2 protein-coding genes are annotated in these 21,686 nt (G+C 38.5%); both read left to right on the top strand.

Translation table 11 applies throughout. From position 1 onward, the window contains the following. Window position 1: 1 nt before the first annotated feature. Window positions 2–6,472 carry an amino acid adenylation domain-containing protein gene (locus tag ACYFX0_RS21405; protein ID WP_460271948.1) on the top strand — a complete coding sequence of 2,157 codons (6,471 nt, stop codon included), beginning with the start codon at window positions 2–4 and terminating at the stop codon, window positions 6,470–6,472. Next, on the top strand, window positions 6,469–21,351 hold the full coding sequence (locus tag ACYFX0_RS21400) for a non-ribosomal peptide synthetase (RefSeq protein ID WP_460271947.1): 14,883 nt from the start codon (window positions 6,469–6,471) through the stop codon (window positions 21,349–21,351). Before ACYFX0_RS21405 ends, ACYFX0_RS21400 begins: the two co-directional genes overlap by 4 nt. Window positions 21,352–21,686: the final 335 nt, after the last annotated feature.

Raw genomic sequence — 21,686 nt, 5'->3', positions numbered from 1 at the left:
AATGGGAGACGTTATTGATATATATGGTTTATCACCTTTGCAAAAAGGAATACTGTTTCATACTTTATACGATCAAGATGATGAACATTCATTTTCCTATATTGTACAAGTAGGTTTCTTGCTCGGGGGGCAATTGGATATTGCTACTTTTGAAAAGGCCTGGGAATATGTTATTCATCGACATGAGGTTTTACGTTCAGTATTTGTGTGGGAGGAAGTAGAAAAACCACTACAAGCGGTTTACCAACGTCTTCCTTTTACTATTCATCAAGAGGATTGGAGCGCCCATTCACACAAGGAAAGGGCGAAAAAATTACAACAGTTTTTAAATGCAGATCGTAGAAAAGGATTTTTATTAGATGAAGCACCATTGATGAGAGTCACTGCGATTAAAGAGGCAAATGAGGAAACGAGGATTATTTGGACACATCATCATATTTTGCTAGATGGATGGAGTGTGTCATTGGTCTTTAGTGAAGTGATGGAAGTTTATCTCAAGATGATAAGGGGAGAATTATTGAATCTTCCTAAATCTCTTCCTTATAAAAAATATATCCAGTGGATAAATAAACAAGATCAAAGTCAAGCAGAGGAATTTTGGAAAGAAGAATTAAAAGGGTTCTATGCACCTACGCCATTAGCAATGGAAAGAAAGAACCAAGGACAAGAGAAGGGCTATGGAGAGTGTGTTTATCAAGTATCTGAGGAACTTACTGAGAATTTACAAGAGTGGGTACGAAATAGTCGATTAACGTTGAATACGTTAGTACAAGGTGCATGGGCTTATTTGATGAGTAGGTATAGCGGTGAAAGTGACATCGTATTTGGCGTAACTAGCTCTGGACGTCCTACTGATTTAATGGGAGCAGAGAATATGGTGGGGTTATTTATTAACACCTTACCTACTAGAATTCGATTAACGGATAATACATCAGTAGTAGATTGGCTTCGTAAAATACAAATGAAAGAAATGGAACGAAGACAATATGAGTATAATTCGTTGATAGATATTCAAGGATGGAGTGAGGTTCCACGAAATAGTTCCTTGTTTCATACCTTGTATGTGTTTGAAAATTATCCAATTCAAGGTGAGAGAAATGAAGATTTAAGATTATTAGATGTTAAAAGCGCGGAACAAACCAATTATCCTTTAACACTCATTGTAATGCCCGGTAAGAAAATTACTTTAAAGTTAATGTATGATCGAAGCTATTTTAATGAAGGAACAATAAATCGGATTCAGAATCACTTATTGCAAATACTAATTCAGATGACGAAGAACCTAGATTCAAAACTCTTTGAAATTACTCATTTAACAGCGGAAGAACAGATACTGTTACTAGAGGAATGGAATCATACTCAAGTAAATTATTCGGCTGAAGGCATGATTCATACGATATTTGAGGAGCAAGTAAAAAAAACACCGGAAGCAATCGCGGCTATTTACGAAAATGAACAAATTACCTATAAAGAGTTAGAGAAGCGTGCGAATCAACTAGCTCATTATTTACAAAAGCATGGTGTAGGCCCAGAGTCTCTAGTTGGGGTATATATGGAACGTTCATTACAAATGATGATAGCGTTATTAGGGATTCTAAAATCAGGAGCAGCGTATGTTCCACTTGACCCTACTTATCCAGAGAGTCGGCTTCGATATATATTAGAGGATGCTGGAATCGAAGTACTAGTGATGGAAGAGAATTCTAAAAATTTGTTTGTATCTGAAAATATTGAAACGATTTGTATGAATAAAGATTACACTGCAATTGAAAAAGAAAAATCAACCCCATGTATAAGTGGTGTAACAGGAGAAAATTTAGCGTATGTTATGTATACTTCAGGATCTACAGGGAATCCAAAGGGAGTAATGATTGAGCACCATTCAGTAATCAATTATCTAGAATGGATGCAACATAAATATCCACTTTCTGAAAAGGATGTGGTCTTGCAGAAAACGCCATTCTCATTTGATGTCTCTGTTTGGGAGTTGTTTTGGGGTATTCACGTTGGTGCAAGTGTATCTTTCCTACCTCCAGGTGGAGAAAAAGATCCTTCTATTATAGCTGAAGTGATTAAAAAACATCAGGTTACTATAGTTCAATTTGTACCTTCGATGTTATCAGTTTTCTTAGATCACTTCAATCGTATCGAATTGAACATGAATTGTTCGTCCATACGCCATGTATTTTCTGGTGGGGAAGAACTAAGTTCAGGGTTAGTTAGACGATTTCAGCAAAAATGGAATTATAGTGGACAAGTGAAATTAACCAACTTTTATGGACCAACTGAAGCCACTATTTATGTGAATGCATTTGATATTCAGCCTAATCAAGAATTTGTTTCTATTGGGCGGCCAATACAGAACACGCAATTATATGTATTAGACCAAAATCAACGCCTGCAATCAATAGGAATTGAGGGTGAGTTATATATTGGTGGTGCTGGTTTAGCGCGTGGATACTTAAATCGTCCGAATCTTACTGCTGAAAAATTCGTTTCACATCCATTTCGATTGGGGGAACGACTATATCGAACAGGAGATTCAGTAAGATATTTAACTGATGGAAATATAGAATTTATAGGTCGAATGGACCATCAAGTCAAAATGCGTGGTTTTAGGATTGAATTAGGAGAAATTGAAGCGACTTTAGAAAAATGTTCGTTTATTAAAGAGGCTGTTGTATTAGTTAGAGAAGATCGTCCAGGTGATCAACGATTGGTTGCATATGTAATAAGCGATGGAAATACCGAGGAGTGGAGAGAGTATTTACAAAACCAATTACCGAATCATATGATTCCAGCGCACTTTATAGAGTTAGAACACTTCCCGCTTACTCCGAATGGGAAAATTGACCGAAAGGCCTTGCCAGCACCTGATGAGCAAGCTATTGAAGATTTAAATGTGCTTCCTCGAACGCCATCGGAAGAGCTTATTGCCTCGGTTTGGAGTCAAGTGTTAGGAACAGAAAATATTGGCATTCAGGATTCCTTCTTTGAACGTGGTGGGCACTCACTACTTGCTACTCAAATCGTCTCTCGATTGCAAGAACTGTTCCAAATTAAAATTCCCTTACGTGAACTTTTCAAGCACGATACAGTGGAAGCATTGGCGAAGCGAGTGGATCAGTTACGAAAAGAAGATAAAAAACGAGAGATTGCTCCCCTTGTACCTATGAAACGAGAAGAAGTTATTCCACTTTCCTATGCGCAGAAACGTCTATGGTTTATTGATCAATTAATGCCAAATAGTGCTATGTACAATATCCATGCAGCGTGTCGCTTAACAGGTGAATGGTCAATTGAAGCATTGGAGGCCGGATGGAATCAATTGTTGGAGCGTCATGAATCATTAAGGACGACAATTCTAGAACAAGAGGATGAACCTTTTCAACAGGTTCAATCTCATGTGTTCAGACATATTCCTCAAACGAATCTAACAGATCTTTCTTTGGAAGATAGGGAAAGAGAAATGAAACGCCTTATTCAAAACGAGGCGGAGGAACCATTTCATTTGGGACAAGGTCCTCTGATTCGAACACGAATATTGAAAGTGGACAGGGAAGAATGGGTTCTCATTTGTACGATGCATCATATTATTTCAGATGGATGGTCAATGGGAATCTTACTTGAAGAATGGATGGCTTTTTATGAAGGAGCACTAACCGGAAAACCAGTGGAATTGAAGGAGTTATCTATCCAATATGCAGATTTTGTCATGTGGCAGAAGGAATGGCAAAAAGAGGAGAATTTGAATCAGCACCTTCAATATTGGAAGGAAGAATTATCTGGGGAACTACCGGTTTTACAATTACCGATGGATCGTCCTCGACCTGCAGTTCAAACCCATCGTGGTGCAAGTCAGTCCTTAATAGTGGCGAATTCCCTACAGGAAAAGCTCAAAGATTTAAGTCTGCAAGAAGGATGCACTTTATTTATGACATTGATGGCAGCGTATCAAAGCTTCCTTTCTCGTTATACAGGACAGGACGACATTATAGTTGGAAGCCCAATCGCTAATCGAAATGTGAAAGAGATTGAGGGATTAATAGGATTCTTTGCAAACACGTTGGTTTATCGAGCTGATTTTAGTGAAAATCCGACGTTCCAAGAACTTTTGTCGCAGGTAAGAAAAAAAGCGCTAAAAGCATACGAGTATCAGGACATCCCATTTGAGAAAGTGGTAGAATCCGTAAAACCTGAACGGAATACAAGTCATTCACCAATATTCCAAACTATGTTTACTTTACAGAATACGAAACAAGAGTTTCTTCAGCTATCTGAAAGACAAATGGAACTCATGGAAAGCCATGCTTCTGTTGCCAAATTTGATTTGAGTTTATTTGCTTCTGAGACGGAAGAAGGATTATCACTAACCTTTGAATATAATACTGATTTGTTTAATGATACAACCATTGAACGGATGGCAAGTCATTTTAAACATTGGTTAAATCAAATTGTCTCTCATCCAAAATGTGTACTATCAGAACTGAATATGTTATCGAAAGTAGAATATAAGCAACTACTAGAGGAATGGAATAAATCGCGTGTTATAGATATGGAAGAAAGTACGATTCATACAATGTTTGAAGAACAGGTGAAAAAAACACCAGAAGCAATTGCAGTAGTGTGGGAAGATGAAGAACTAACATATCGAGAGTTGGACGAACGCTCGAATCAGTTGGCACATTATTTACAAAAAAATGGTGTAACATGCGAATCATTAGTTGGGGTTTGCGTTACACGTTCATCCGAGATGATTGTCGGTCTTTTAGGAATTATAAAGGCGGGAGGAGCATATGTCCCAATTGATCCAGTGTATCCGGAAAGTCGACTGCAGTACATTTTAGAAGATGCTCAAATAAAGGTACTGGTGACGCAGGAAAAGTTACAACAAAAAATGGTTATACCTAAATTCGTCAACGTGATTTGTATTGATCGTAATCGAGCAGAAATAGAACAAGAAGTAACTACGGTATGTACGAGTGAAGTGACGGCCGATAACTTAGCCTATATTATCTATACTTCAGGTTCCACTGGAAATCCAAAGGGAGTAATGATTGAGCACAGGAATACAGTAACAATGATTCATTGGGCGCATCACACGTATTCCCGAAAGGAATTAGCGGGAGTGTTAGCTTCAACTTCGCTATCTTTTGATTTATCCGTTTTTGAAGTATTTGTTCCCTTAACGATGGGTGGTAAGGTGATTGTCACTGAAAATGCTCTACATCTAGAGAAGTTGTCTTCCAAAGGTGTGACTTTGGTTAATACTGTGCCATCGGCAGCAAAGGAACTGGTTCGAGCAAAAACAATACCTTTTTCGGTAAAGGTGATGAATTTGGCTGGAGAACCATTGCCATATTCGCTTGTTCAAGATTTATACGAGAGAAATACGATTGAAAAGGTGTACAACCTATATGGACCGTCCGAAGATACTACGTATTCCACGTATATGGAATTAGAAAAGGATGTCATGCATAGGGTCCCACCGATTGGTAAACCAATATTCAATACAGAAGTATATGTACTAAGTGCTGAACAAAAAATGGTTCCAATTGGTGTAGTTGGTGAGTTGTACATTGGTGGATCAGGATTAGCACGTGGATATTTAAAGCGCCCTGACTTAACGAAAAATCGTTTTATACCGCATCCGTTTAAAGAAGGAGAGCGAATATACCGGACTGGAGATTTAGTAAGGTATTTGCCGGATGGAAATTTGGAGTATGTTGGGCGAATCGATCATCAGGTGAAAATTCGTGGGTTCCGGATTGAACTAGGAGAAATTGAAGCGATATTACAAAGGCATACACTAGTTAACGAAGCTATTGTGATGGTGCGGGAAGATTATCCTGGCGACCCACGTTTGATTGCCTATGTTGTAGGAGACGGAGATGCTCAAAAGTGGCGTGATTATCTCAAGGATCAACTACCAAATTATATGATCCCAGCCTATTTTGTTGGATTAAATGCATTTCCACTCACTCCTAATGGGAAAATTGATAGGAAGGCTTTACCAGCACCAGAGAAACAGGAGATAGCAAGTGGTTATATTGCTCCTCGTACGTCTACGGAAAAAACAATCGTTTCGATATGGCATGAAGTTTTAGGTATGGAAAACATCGGAATTCAGGATTCGTTTTTTGAAATTGGTGGCCATTCATTACTTGCTACGCAAGCTGTTTCTAATCTTAAAGAGGCTTTTGGAATCGACATACCATTGCATGATTTATTTATGTTTCATACGGTGGAGCAATTGGCAGAACAGATTGATCAATTGCTCGATAACAAAAATCAAGAAATGCAGAATGGTAGTAAGGAGAATGTAAGTCTTCAAGACTATATTCAAAAAGAAGCAGAAGTGAGTAATGATGAAGAATTACTGGAACTATTTAAGCAATTAGAAGAGCTATCAGAGGAAGAAGCACAAGGGATATTCGAGAGTAATTTGATTGAGGAAGGGGTAAAAAAATGAGAAGTGATTTACTTGCAAAGCTGAGTTCACTTTCTCCTGAGAAGAGAGCATGGCTTCAGAAGCAAATGCAAAAAAAGGAGAATAAAGAAGCACTCCCGTTGTCTTATGCACAACAACGTTTGTGGTTTATGGACAGATTTAATCCAAATAGTTCTTTATATAATATTCCAACGGTATGGCATCTAAAAGGAAATTGGATACCTGAAGCATTAGAAAAGGGATTCAATCGACTCATTGAACGCCATGAATCATTACGAACTGTTTTTAAAGAAGTAGGAGAACAACCTGTGCAACAAATTGTCGAATTCCTTCCTAGAGCATTACCTGTAAGAGATTACTCTCAACTTCCTCTAGAAGTAAAAGAAAAAGAGGTAGATAGTTTAATTGCGAGAGAAGCGCAAGAACCATTTAATTTAATGAATGGTCCTTTAGTTCGTAATCAGCTTGTTCAATTAGAGAAGGATGAATGGTTATTACTGTGTACGATGCATCATATTATTTCTGATGCTTGGTCCATTGGTATATTCATGAATGAATTACTTGCTTTCTATGAAGAAGAAACGGGCGGAAATCCTGCTAAATTAAGTTCATTATCCATTCAATATGCAGACTTTGCGAAGTGGCAAAAGGAGTGGTTGCAAGGTGATGTGCTAAATCGTCAGCTTACGTATTGGCAAGAAGAATTATCTGGTGAGCTTCCTATTTTACAACTGCCAGTGGATCGACCTCGACCGGTTAAGCAGACTTACTCTGGGGCTACGCATCACGTAATTTTTCCTTATAAATTGCTTAGTCAATTGAAGGATATAAGTCGACAAGAAGGATCTACTTTATTTATGACTTTAATGGCCGCATACCAGAGCTTTCTTGCTCGTTATACGGGACAAAAAGATATTCTAGTTGGTAGTCCGATTGCAAATCGGAACCATAAGGGAGTAGAAGGATTAATTGGTTTCTTTGTTAATACGTTGGTTTACCGATCAGATTTGAGTGGCATCCCTACTTTTCGAGAGATTTTGAACCAAACAAAGAAAAAGGCGTTAAAAGCTTACGAATATCAAGATATACCATTTGAAAAAGTGGTAGAAGCTGTGCAACCTGAACGAAGCACGAGTCATTCCCCTATATTTCAGACCATGTTTACGCTACAAAATATAAAACAAGAACGACTAGATTTGCCTGATAGAAGTATTGAAATGGTAGAAAGTAATATGTCTATTGCTAAATTTGATTTGAGCTTAACTGCCTATGAAGTGGAAGAAGGTCTATTCGTCTCATTTGAATACAACACGGATTTATTTGATAGTAGTACCATTGCACGTATGGCAGAACATTTTGAGAACTGGCTAAATGAAATCACGTATCATCCAGATGAATCATATACAAAGCTGTCAATGTTATCGGATACTGAGCAAAAACAACTCCTAGAAGAATGGAATGATACGGACGTAGTTTATGGTCATGATTGTATGATTCATGAGCTATTTGAGCAGCAAGTTGCACGGACACCTAATGCAGTGGCGGTAGTTTATGAGGGTGGAAAGCTAACGTATCAAGAACTGAATGAAAAATCGAATCAATTGGCACATTTTCTACAAAAACGAGGTATCGGACCTGAATCATTAGTCGGTATATGTATTGAACGTTCTCCTGATATGATTATTGGTCTCTTTGGGATTTTGAAAGCAGGTGGGGCTTATGTCCCACTGGACCCAAGTTATCCCGAAAACCGCCTGAGATACATTTTGGAGAATTCACAAATTCAAGTGCTGTTAACAAAAGAGGCACTACAGGACTGGTTACCTAAAGATATTCGAGCAATTTGTTTAGACCGGGATCAAGTAATGATTTCTAAAGAGAGTAATTTAGCTCCGGTGAGTGGAGTAACAGCAAATAACTTAGCCTATATTATATACACTTCGGGTTCGACGGGAAATCCAAAGGGGGTAATGATTGAACATCATTCCGTTATCAACCGTCTACAGTGGATGCAGAAAAAATACCCATTGTCCGAGGAGGATATAATCCTACAAAAGACACCGTTTTCATTTGATGTTTCTGTCTGGGAATTATTTTGGTGGTCATTTGTAGGAGCACGTGTTTGTTTACTTCCACCAGGAGGAGAGAAAGATCCTGCGGTGATTGAGGAGTATATTGAACGATATCGTGTGTCCACCATGCACTTTGTTCCGTCGATGTTATCTACTTTTTTAGATTATATGGAACTATATAATTCGAAAAGGGATGTATCGTCTTTAATTCAAGTTTTTACTAGTGGAGAAGCGTTAAACACTGAGCAGGTTCGCCGGTTTAAGGGGATCTTTTACAATGGTCAGCAAACAAAGTTAATTAACTTGTATGGTCCTACTGAAGCGACTGTGGATGTGACTTATTACGATTGTGATTTAGAAAAAGAGGCAATGCTTATTTCGATTGGTCGTCCGATTGATAATACAGAGTTGTATGTGTTAGATCAATATCAACAAGTGGTCCCGATTGGTGTGGCAGGGGAACTTTACCTTGGAGGAGTAGGATTGGCACGTGGCTACTTCAATCGACCGGATTTAACTACTGAACGTTTTATTCCGCATCCTTTTAAGGACGGGGAACGATTATATCGAACGGGTGACTTGGTGAGATATATGAATGATCGTAACTTAGAATATATTGGAAGAATAGATAACCAAGTTAAAATTAGAGGATTCCGAATTGAATTGGGAGAAATTGAAGCAGCTTTACATGATCACTCATCTGTAAAAGAGGCAGTCGTGTTGGTGAAGGAAGATCGACCAGGAGATAAGCAGTTAGTAGCTTATGTAGTGGGTGAAGGGGATACTGGAGAGTGGCGTGAATATCTCAAGAAGCAATTACCACATTATATGGTTCCGGCATACTTTTTCAAAATTGAAGGTATGCCACTCACTCCAAATGGTAAAGTGAATCGGAAAGCATTATTGGAATTAGAAGAACAGTTCATAAGTGAAGATATTACTTCATCACGAACACCAGTGGAGGAGCTCATTGTTTCCGTTTGGAGCCAAGTGTTAGGAATAAAAAATATTAGTGTGCAGGATTCCTTTTTTGAAATCGGTGGTCATTCACTACTAGCTACTCAAGTAGTGTCACGTTTACAGGAAATTTTTCAAATCGAATTACCAGTACGTGAACTATTTGAATATACAACGGTGGAGTCACTGGCAAAGCGATTAGAACAGCTACGTAAAGGAGATAAAAAACGAGAGATTCCGCCACTAATACCGATGGAGCGAGGAGAAGCTATTCCACTATCTTATGCCCAACAACGTTTATGGTTTATTGATCAATTTACACCTAATAGTGCCCTTTACAATATGCCAATGGTATGCCGTCTTACAGGGAATTGGCTACTTGAAGCATTGGAAACGGGATGGAATCAACTAATAGAACGTCATGAATCACTGCGGACGGTCTTTCAAGAAGTGAATGGTCAACCCGTACAGCAAATTAAACCGTATGCTTTTCAATCAATTCCGAAAACGGATTTAACTATGCTTTCTTCTGAAGACCGAGAAGAAGAGGTTAAACGTTTCATTCAACAAGAAACAGAAGTGCCATTTGATTTAACAGAGGGTCCATTAATCAGGACGAGTATTTTGCACGTGGGAGAGGAAGAATGGATACTCCTTTGTACTTTACATCATATCATTTCAGATGGATGGTCAATGGGAATCCTACTTGAAGAATGGATGGCATTTTATGAGAAAGCAACGGATGGAAAGGTGGCGGAACTTGAACCATTACCGGTTCAATATGCCGACTTTGCTCAGTGGCAAAAAGGATGGCTGAAGGAGGAAGTGCTTGATCAACAACTTCAATATTGGAGGGAAGAATTGTCTGGGGAGCTTCCTGTACTCCAACTTCCTATGGATCGCCCGCGTCCTGCAATACAAACTCATCACGGGTCGACATACACTCTAGTTTTGCCAAGCACGCTACATGATAAATTGAATGAACTTAGCCGAAAAGAAGGGGCTACACTCTTCATGACGCTGTTGGCTGCATATCAAAGTTTTCTATCTCGTTATACGGGACAAGAAGATATTTTGGTCGGAAGCCCAATTGCGAATCGGAATTATAGAGAAATTGAAGGACTAATTGGTTTCTTCGTTAACACGCTGGTTTATCGAACTAATTTGAGTGGTGGACCGACATTTCAAGATGTACTGTATCAGGTTCGTCAAAAGGCATTGAAGGCGTATGAATATCAAGATATCCCATTTGAAAAAATTGTAGAAGTTGTGCAACCGGAGCGAAGTACAAGTCATTCGCCAATCTTCCAGACTATGTTCATCTTGCAAAATATGAAACAAGAGTTTCCGGTGTTATCTAGTAGAAGTATTGAAATGATAGAAAGCCATAGTCCAATTGCAAAGTTTGATTTAAGTGTGATGGCAGTTGAGACAGAAGAGGGATTACTTTTTACTTTTGAATACAATAAGGATTTATTCAATGCTACTACTATTGAACGGATGGCAGGACACTTTGAGAAATGGCTATATGAAGTTTCTCATCGCCCACAAAATCCGTTGCATGACCTGAGCATGCTATCGGAACCCGAGCGTAATTTGTTATTAGAAACATGGAATGACACTGTAATGGAAATGTCCCATCAGGGTCTTATTTGCGACAGATTTGAGGAGCAAGTAGCAATGCGTCCTGATGCGATTGCGATAGTTGATCAAACAAAACAGTGGACTTATGGTGAACTGGATATACAAGCAAATCAGTTGGCAAATGTTTTACAGCGAAAGGGAGTAGCCCCAGAGTCAGTGGTGGGAGTTTATCTTCCGAGGTCAGCAGAGCTAATGGCAAGTTTACTAGGCATTTTAAAAGCTGGTGGAGCTTATGTTGTTTTAGACCCGTTGTATCCAAAATCAAGGTTAGAATACATGATTGAAGATGCAGGAATTCAATTTGTAGTGACGGCGGAAGGACAAGAAGGACATTTCGCACACGTCGAAATGGTGAGGTTAGAAGAATTAACGGTGGAAAGTGTAATTGCACCTACACGTCAAATAAATCCAGAGAACTTAGCCTATATTGTCTATACCTCTGGTTCTACAGGAAAACCGAAGGGTGTTATGGTTGAATATCGCTCATTAATGAATATGGTTTCTTGGCATCAAGAAGTTTATCGTATTTCAGCAGAGGATCGTGCGACTCAGATTGCAGGGGTTGCTTTTGATTCGGCTGTCCAGGAGATTTGGCCGTATCTAACTGCTGGTGCAGCACTCTACTTGTCAACAGAGGAACTGAGAATTAATCCAGAAGCACTAAGGGACTGGCTCATTGATTCACGAATAACAGCTAGTTTTGCACCTACGCCTATTCTGGAAAGACTCTTGAAATTATCTTGGCCAGATAAAACGGATCTTCGTTTTATCATTACTGGTGGGGATCAATTAACACAGTATCCATCTAACGATATTCCTTTTGCAGTAATTAATCAGTATGGTCCATCGGAAAATACCGTTGTTACCACAGATTGTTATGTACCTGTAGGAGTGACAACAGGTACGCCATCGATTGGTCGACCGATTGCGAATACAGAAGTTTATGTGTTAGATTCTCATCTTCAGCTAGTACCAATTGGTGTAATTGGAGATCTCTATATTGGAGGGAAGAGTCTTGCACGTGGATATGCTAATCGTCCGGATCTTACAAAGGAAAAATTTATTCCACATCCTTTCAAGTCAGGAGAACGTCTCTATTATACAGGAGACAAAGCAAGTTATCTTTCTGATGGTAATCTCCAGTTCCATGGACGTATAGATGACCAAGTGAAAATTCGTGGTTTCCGGATTGAATTGGGAGAAATAGAAGCTGTTTTGCAGGCGCATTCTTCTGTGAAAGAAGCTGTTGTATTGGTGCGAGAGGATAATCAAGGTGATAAGAGATTAGTAGCTTATGTAGTTGGTGAAGGAAGTGTCCATGAATGGCGAGAACATCTACAAACACATTTACCTAATTACATGGTTCCAACAAACTTTATTGAGATGGAATTTTTACCACTTACACCGAATGGAAAACTTGATTTGAAGGTATTGCCTATACTTAGTGAACAATCCGCTGAAAATACTGTATACCCAAGAACTCCGCTGGAAGAACTTATTGCTTCAGTGTGGAGTCAAGTGCTAGGAATAAGAGACATTGATGTTCAGGATTCTTTCTTTGAGCTCGGTGGTCACTCTCTACTTGCTACACAAGTGGTCTCACGCTTACAGGAGGTCTTTCAAATCAAATTGCCAGTACGTGAACTGTTCGAATATTCAACGGTCGAGGCATTATCGAAACGAATAGATCAGTTACGTAAGGGGAGCGAAAAACGAGAAATTCCACCATTGATGCCGATAGAACGAGGGGGAAATATTCCACTGTCTTATGCCCAACAGCGCTTATGGTTTATTGATCAATTTGCACCTAATAGTGCACTTTATAATATGCCAATGGCATGCCGTCTTACAGGGAATTGGTTACCTGAGGCATTGGAGTTGGGATGGAATCAGTTGATAGAGCGTCATGAATCTTTGCGGACTGTATTTTATGAAGAGGATGGCCATCCTATCCAGCAGATTCAACCGTACGTTTTCCGTCCGCTTCTGCAAATGGACTTAACTAAGCTTTCATTAGAGGAGCGAGAAAGAAAGTTGGAGCAATGGATTCAAACTGAAGTCGAATCTCCATTTGATTTAGAACAAGGGCCATTGTTCCGTGGGAAACTCATAAGAATTTCAGAAGAAGAATGGATTCTTCTGTGTAATATGCATCATATTATCTCAGATGGATGGTCGATGGAAATCTTACTTCAAGAATGGATGGCATTTTATGAGAATGCGATTGGTGAAAAACAAGCAGAGCTGGAACCACTACCAGTTCAATATGCCGATTTTGCTCAGTGGCAAAGAGAATGGTTGAGAGATGAATTACTATATCAACAACTTGCGTATTGGAAGGAAGAATTATCCGGTGAGTTACCAGTCTTAATGTTGCCAATGGATCGTCCGCGTCCGCCAGTGCAAACCCACCATGGATTAACTCATAATGTTTTGTTATCGCGCTCATTACTGGATAAATTAAACGAACTAAGTCGTCAAGAAGGGGCCACACTTTTCATGACCTTATTGGCAGCGTATCAAAGTTTCCTTGCTCGTTATACGGGACAAACGGATATTATTGTTGGTAGCCCAATTGCAAATCGAAATTATCCAGAAATTGAAGGACTGATTGGTTTCTTTGTCAATACATTGGTTTATCGAGCTGATTTAAGTAATGCACCGGCATTTCAAGAGTTGTTGTCTCAAGTACGGATAAAAGCATTGAAGGCGTATGAGTATCAAGATGTTCCGTTTGAGAAAATTGTAGAGGTTATCCAACCTGAACGAAATACAAGCCATTCTCCGATTTTCCAAACCATGTTTACTTTGCAAAATACGGGACAGAAGCTACCAGAACTACATGGAAGAAATATAGAAGTAATGGAAAGTAATGCCCCTATCGCTAAGTTTGATTTAAGTTTAACTGCTGCAGAAGTGGAAGAGGGTTTATTACTTACTTTTGTTTATAGAACTGATTTATTTGACAGCTTAACTATTGAATCCATGGCTGAACATTTTGGGAACTGGTTGAATGTAATCGTGGAGAATCCTGATAAATCATTAGCTAAGTTGCCTATATTATCAGGATTACAGCAAAAACAGTTGGAAGAGTGGAATAATGATGCTGTAGCATATCTACAGGAAAGTACGATTCATCAGCTGTTTGAAGAGCAAGTAAATCGTACACCTGATGCGGTAGCAGTGGTAGATGAAAAACAGCAGTTAACGTATCGAGAGCTGAATGAAAAAGCTAATCAATTGGCCCACTATCTTCAGCAATGCGGAATTGGGAATGAATCATTGGTTGGACTTTGCTTTGAGCGTTCAGTTGAGATGGTTGTTAGTATTATGGGGATTTGGAAGGCTGGAGCAGCCTATGTTCCATTAGACCCATCATATCCAGAAAGTCGCCTACGATATATTTTGGAGGACACTGGAATTCAAGTATTAGTTACGAACGAGTCATTGGAAGACTGGATACCTAAAGAAATGAAGATAGTTTGTCTAGATAGGGATCAAGCAATGATTTCACAAGAAAGCATTCTTTCACCAAAATGTGAAGTAACAGGAGAAACCTTAGCGTATGTTATCTATACTTCAGGATCAACGGGGAATCCAAAGGGTGTCTTGATACAGCATCATTCTGTACTAAACTTGTCACATGGTTTACAAAAAGAGGTTTTCGAACATGAGATACCATCTAACATGCATGTCGGTTTAAATGCGTCAATTGCCTTTGATGCATCTATCCAGCAATTACAAATGCTGCTTTATGGTTCAAGTTTGTATATTATTCCAAATGAAGTACGAAGTGATCCGGAGCAGTTTGTAGCTTATATTAGGGAGAACAAGTTAGAAATCTTTGATATAACACCTTCATTGCTTCAATTACTTATAGATGTCGGATTGTTAGAAACGTGCGATGGCATTCATGTTCCAAGTAAGGTACTGGTTGGTGGTGAAGCAATTATGCCGTCATTATGGGAACAGCTAGTAGAGACTGATAAAATACAGTTTTATAATGTATATGGTCCTACAGAATGTACGGTTGATGCAACATGCTATCATATCAAAAAAGATAGTAAGAGAGTAACAATTGGGCGTCCATTGCCTAACGTCCAAACTTATGTATTAGATAGAAATAGGTTACCAGTTCCAGTTGGTGTGATGGGGGAACTTTATATCGGAGGAGCAGGTCTAGCAAGGGGGTACTTGAATCGTCCAGAGTTAACATCCGAACGATTTATTTCTCATCCATTCAAAGAAGGCGAGAGGTTATATAGAACAGGCGATCTTGTGAGATATCTTCCAGATGGTAATATAGACTACTTAGGAAGAATGGATAATCAAGTGAAGATTAGAGGATTTCGAATCGAACTTGGGGAGATTGAGTCGACTTTACAAGAGCATGACTTGGTAAAAGAGGTAGTTGTAATAGTTAGGGAAAATCAGTCGGGAGATAAGAGATTAGTAGCTTATGTAGTGGGCGAAGGTAGTTTAGAAGAATGGCGAGAGTATCTTAAAACAAAACTGCCAATCCATATGATACCTTCCTACTTTGTCGAAATGAAAGAATTACCGCTAACCATAAATGGAAAGGTTGATCGGAAATCGTTACCTATACCAGATTATCAAGGAACACAAGAAGGCTACGCGGCCCCAAGAAATGAACGTGAACATAAGCTTTCTATCATTTGGGAACGTGTGCTAGGTTCAAAACGTATTGGTATTTATGATAACTTTTTTGAAATTGGTGGAGATTCAATTCTTAGCATTCAGATTGTCTCTCGTGCAAAGCAAGCTGGTTTACAGTTGACACCAAAACAACTATTTGAACACCAAACGATTGCTGAGTTGGCGCAAGTAGTCAAAGAAGAACAAGGTGTACAAGCTGAACAAGGAATTATAACTGGAGAGACGATACTTACACCTATTCAGCAAAGGTTTTTTGCACAAAATCATCCTAATCCACATCATTGGAATCAATCCATGTTCTTTAGAACGCAAGAAAAATTGGACATAGGATCACTGGAAAAGGCAGCGCGTAGCCTTCTACTTCATCATGATGCCCTGCGTTTAAGATATGAACGTTTACCTAATGGGACTTGGGAACAGTGGAATGAAGGAATTAAAGAACAATTGATGCTGACTGTCATTTCATTAGACGAAGTGCCGGAAGCGGATTGGCATGAAGTTATTCAAAAAGAGATTAATGTTGCACAAGAAAGATTGAATTTACATGATGGTCCTTTAATGAGAATGGTGTATTTTGATGAAGATGAGAAGACTGGCCGATTATTTTGGACAATTCATCACTTAGCCGTGGATGGTGTTTCTTGGCGAATTTTATTGGAAGATTTGCAAACAGCGTATACGCAAGCAGTCCAAGGACAAAAAATTCAATTACCTATGAAGAGTACATCTTTTAAAGAATGGTCGGAGAAATTACAACATTACGCTGAAACTGGAATATCAAAAGAAGTGCTACATTACTGGGAGCAGCAGGCTGAACAAGACGTAGTTATACTGCCAGTAGATGGTACTATAAGTAATCCAGTAAGCGCAGTAACTGAGGAAATTACTGTGGTGTTAAACGAGAATGAGACCCGTATGTTATTGCAAGAGACTTTAAGCACTCACCGTGTCCAAATCAATGAAGTATTATTAGCAGCATTGGTACAAGCTACAGCAGCATGTAAGGGGCAGCCGATATTAAGCGTAGATTTAGAGGGACATGGTCGAGAAGAGATTATTGAAGATGTTGATTTATCGAGAACCGTGGGATGGTTTACAAGTATTTACCCAGTTCATTTAAATATTACTAATGCTAATACGCCAATTGCAGCATTAAAAGCAGTTAAAGAACAAGTTCGCAAAATTCCTAATAAGGGTGTTGATTATGGGGTGTTGTGTTACATGAACGCAACAATGTGTGAGCAATTAAGCTTCCAATATACACCGTCTATTAGTTTTAACTATCTTGGACAATTTGACCAATTGTTTTCTAGCGATGCAATGTTTATTCCAGAGAACGAATTTAAGCGTTTAGATCATGCTGCCGGTTCCAAGCGATCGCATGTAATTGATGTAATTGGGGTTGTAACGGATGGAAAACTTCAATTCACTTGGGTATACAATGTTGGACAATTTGCCAAATCAACGATTCAAAGTATTGCACAGAATATGCTATATCAACTGAGTACATTGATCCAATTTTCAGATAGAGAATCTGCACTGACCATTTCGGATTTTGCAATGGCTAATCTTAGCCAAGAAGGTTTGACAAATGTACTAAACAAAATGCATCGCGGAAAGAACAATCAGATTACTGATTTATATCCACTATCACCTTTGCAAGAAGGTATGATTTTCCACACATTGCATGACCAAGGGGATGAACATGTTGCACCGTATATAGTGCAATTGAGTTTTATGATTCGAGGGAAAATGAATATTCCTACATTTGAGCAGGCGTGGAAATCTGTAATTCAGCGGCATGAAATTTTTCGTACAGCATTTGTATGGGACGAAATTGAAGAACCTGTACAAGTGGTGTATGAAAATATCCCATTTAAAGTGAACAAAGAAGACTGGCGTACAATGACGAGTGAAGAGATAGAGGAAAAAAGAAAAGTCTTTTTGGAATTAGATCGAAAACAAGCCTTCCAATTTGATGAAGCACCATTGATGCGGGTAACAGTCATTCAAGAAGGTGAGGAAGAATATCGGATTGTTTGGACCCATCACCATATTTTACTGGATGGATGGAGTTTACCATTAGTATTTAATGAATTACTTACAGTCTATCAAAAGAGAATGAATGGAGAAGCTGTGAAGTTACCTAAGTCCTCACCATATAAGAAATATATCCAATGGCTCAGAGAACAAGATAAGGAGCAGGCGGAACAATTCTGGAGAGAGAAGCTAAAAGGTTTTACTGCACCAACTTTACTGGGCTTAGAAAGTAAAGAGGAAGAAAAAGGTTACACAGAGAAGGTTACGTATTTATCAGAAGAGCAGACTCAAGCGTTACAAGGATGGGCGAAACGCAATAAACTTACTTTGAGTACAGTAATTCAAGGTGCATGGGCATATCTCATGAGCCGATATAGTGGAGAAAATGACATTGTTTTTGGTGTAACAAGCTCAGGGCGTTCTACGGAGATTATTGATGTTGAAAACATCGTAGGTCCTTTCATTACAACGTCACCGACGCGAATTCAATTGATGGATGATATAAAATTAATAGATTGGTTGCAGAAGATACAAGAGGAAGAGATAGAAAGAAGACAATATGAGTATGCTTCTTTGACAGAGATTCAGGCGTGGAGTGAAGTTCCTAGAGGAATACCGCTGTTCAATAGTTTATATGTGTTTGAAAATTATCCAGTGAAAGAGGAGTCTTCAGAAAATCTGGAAATTGGTGAATTGGAAGGGGTAGAACAAACCCACTACCCATTAGGGTTAGCTGTAGTTCCAGGAATCCAGTTATCGTTAAAGTTAATGTATGACCGTAGTAAGTTTAATAGAGTAACCATTGAACGAATGCTGGGTCATTTACACAAAGTGTTAATGCAAATGCTCAAAAACATTGATCAAAATCTATCGGAGCTAGTATATATTACGGAAGCTGAACAAAGAAAGCTATTGGAAGAATGGAATAATAATACTATATCCTATCCACGTGAGAATGCAATCCATCAACTATTCGAAGAGCAAGTAAATCGTACGCCTGACGCGTTGGCAGTGGTAGATGAAAAACAGCAACTAACATATCGAGAGCTGAATGAAAGAGCTAATCAATTAGCCCATCATTTACAGAAATGTGGAATTGGGACAGAGTCATTAGTTGGCCTTTGCTTTGATCGATCAGTTGAGATGGTTGTTGGTCTAATGGGAATTTGGAAGGCCGGAGCAGCCTATGTTCCATTGGATCCATCGAATCCGGAAAGCCGCCTACGATATATTTTAGAAGATACAGGAATTAAAGTGTTAGTTACAAATGAAGTATTACTAGGCTGGATACCTAAAGACATCAAGGTAGTTTGCCTAGATAGGGATCAAGCCATGATTTCTCGAGAAAGCAAACTTTCACCAACATGTGAGATGACAGGGGAAAACTTAGCGTATGTTATCTACACTTCTGGTTCGACAGGGAATCCAAAGGGGGCTTTAGTACAGCACCATTCTGTAATAAACCTATCATATGGTTTACAAAAAGAAGTTTTCTCACATGAGATACCTAGTAATATGCGCGTCGGTTTGAATGCATCAATTGCCTTTGATGTATCTATTCAGCAATTACAAATGCTGCTTTATGGTTCAAGTTTATATATTATTCCAAGTGAAGTTCGCACTAATCCAGAACAATTTGTGTCCTATATTAGGGAGAATAAATTGGAAATGTTTGATATGACACCTTCATTACTTCAGTTACTAATAGATGGAGGATTGCTAGAAATAAGTGCTGATGTTTATGTACCAAGCAAGATATTGGTCGGTGGTGAAGCAATCATGCCGTCATTATGGGAACAGCTAGTAGAGACTGAAAAAATTGATTTTTATAACGTATACGGTCCTACAGAATGTACGGTTGATGCAACGTGTTATCATATCAAAAAAGATAGTAAGAGAGTAACAATTGGCCGTCCGTTGCCGAACGTTCAAACTTATGTATTGGATAAAAATTTGTTACCTGTTCCAGTTGGTGTAACAGGTGAGCTATATATTGGTGGTGCAGGTATAGCGAGAGGATACTTGAATCGCCCAGAATTAACAGCAGAGAGATTCATCCGTCATCCATTTAATGAAGAAGAGCGTTTATATCGTACGGGAGATTTGGTTCGTTATTTACCTGATGGTAATTTAGATTACTTGAGAAGAATTGATAATCAAGTGAAAATTCGAGGATTCCGTATTGAACTTGAAGAGATTGAAGCAAATCTAGAGAGTTATCCATTGGTAAAAGAAGCAGTAGTTTTGGTGACAGAGGATAAGCTAGGAGAGCAGAGATTGGTTGCTTATGTAGTTGGAGATGGTAGTATGCATGATTGGCGTGAATATCTCAAGACACAAGTACCGAATTATATGGTTCCCGCACACTTTATTAAGGTAGACGAGATTCCTCTTACAACGAATGGCAAAGTTGATCGAAAGGCATTGAACAATTTAACTATTCTAAGAGAAAATAACTTTTCTACACCAATCATTCCAAGGGATGAAATTGAATATCAGTTGATTAAAATCTGGCAGGATGTGTTACAGATAGAAGATGTCTATGTAAATGATGATTTCTTTAATAGAGGAGGACACTCTCTCCTTGTAATTAAATTAGTTTCAAAAATTAGGGAGAAGTTTGGAAAAGAGATTAAGGTGTCTACATTGATTAAGAATCCAACAGTGGAAGGAATCGCATGCCTTATTCGTGATAAGCATGATATGACGAAATCAGTAGCAGCGCTAGTTCCACTACAAGAATCAGAGAAAAGACCTTTCTTCTGCGTTCATCCGTTTATGGGTAATGTATTCTGTTACATTCAACTAGCAAGATTGCTTAAGAGCCGTTGTTCATTTTATGGTTTACAGAATCCTCTTATAGAAAAGAAAGAAATTGACGAGTTAACTTTGCCGGAAGTAATTCAACTTTACATCGAAGAAATAAAACGTGTTCAGCCAGAAGGTCCATATCGTCTTGGAGGATGGTCTTTAGGCGGTGCGATTGCTTATGAAATCGCAACTGTATTAAAGAATCAAGGTGAGGAAGTTGAGTTGTTGGTACTCATGGATACTAAAGTACCTTCAAAGCAGGATCATAAAACAAGTGAGGATATGCTCTCATATATATATGAGCATTTCATTCCTAGAGATCTTACTGAGCAGGAAGGAGACCTTGTCCATAAACAAGATATGCTTGTGGAGCAATTAATTATGGAAGGAGTACTCACGCCTGATGCAGATCTTATCAATTTGAAGCAAGTTATCAATGCGCATAGGAAATGCCTGAACCTAATGGCAGAGCATGATTTAATACCATACTCTGGAGAAGTTCTCTACTTTAGTGCTGAGGAAGGAAAAGAGTTGTTTACAGATTGGGGACCTTTATTAAAAGGTAGAGTAAATAGGTATTCAGTCCCTGGATCACATGAAGAAATAGTGGATTCACCTGCAGTTGAAAAAATAGCTATGTATCTACTAAATGAATTTGAAGGAATAAAAGAGAAATCCATTTTATTAACGGAAAAGTAGAGAGTATAAAAGATGCAATGCAATGAACGAAAAGGGTAGACTAATACCTGCATATCAAGTGTAGGGAATAATGAATATATTAAGAGCATTACTTTTTAAGGGGATAATCTAAAAAGTAATTGGTAGAGACATAGAAATCTTTATGAGTTACCCATAGTATGATGTAAATACTATGAAATCTTTGTAATAGAAGCGAATGCCTGATGATATTACTGAGGAAAGGTGCATATTTTCATTGATATGTAAATATGCACCTATTCTATTGTATATGCAATAGAATAAAGTTAATTTGAATTTCCGTAACGTTCATATATGAAGTAATTCTTTAAAAAAGG

This window comes from Bacillus sp. NEAU-Y102 (genome assembly GCF_054788175.1).
The sequence above is the reverse complement of the archived record's forward strand: the minus strand, read 5'-3'. Positions and strand labels throughout refer to the sequence as shown.

Excerpts from the sequence above, each read along its gene's own strand:
- ACYFX0_RS21405 (WP_460271948.1), top strand. The coding sequence starts at position 2 with ATGGGAGACGTTATTGATATATATGGTTTATCACCTTTGCAAAAAGGA.
- ACYFX0_RS21400 (WP_460271947.1), top strand. The coding sequence starts at position 6,469 with ATGAGAAGTGATTTACTTGCAAAGCTGAGTTCACTTTCTCCTGAGAAG.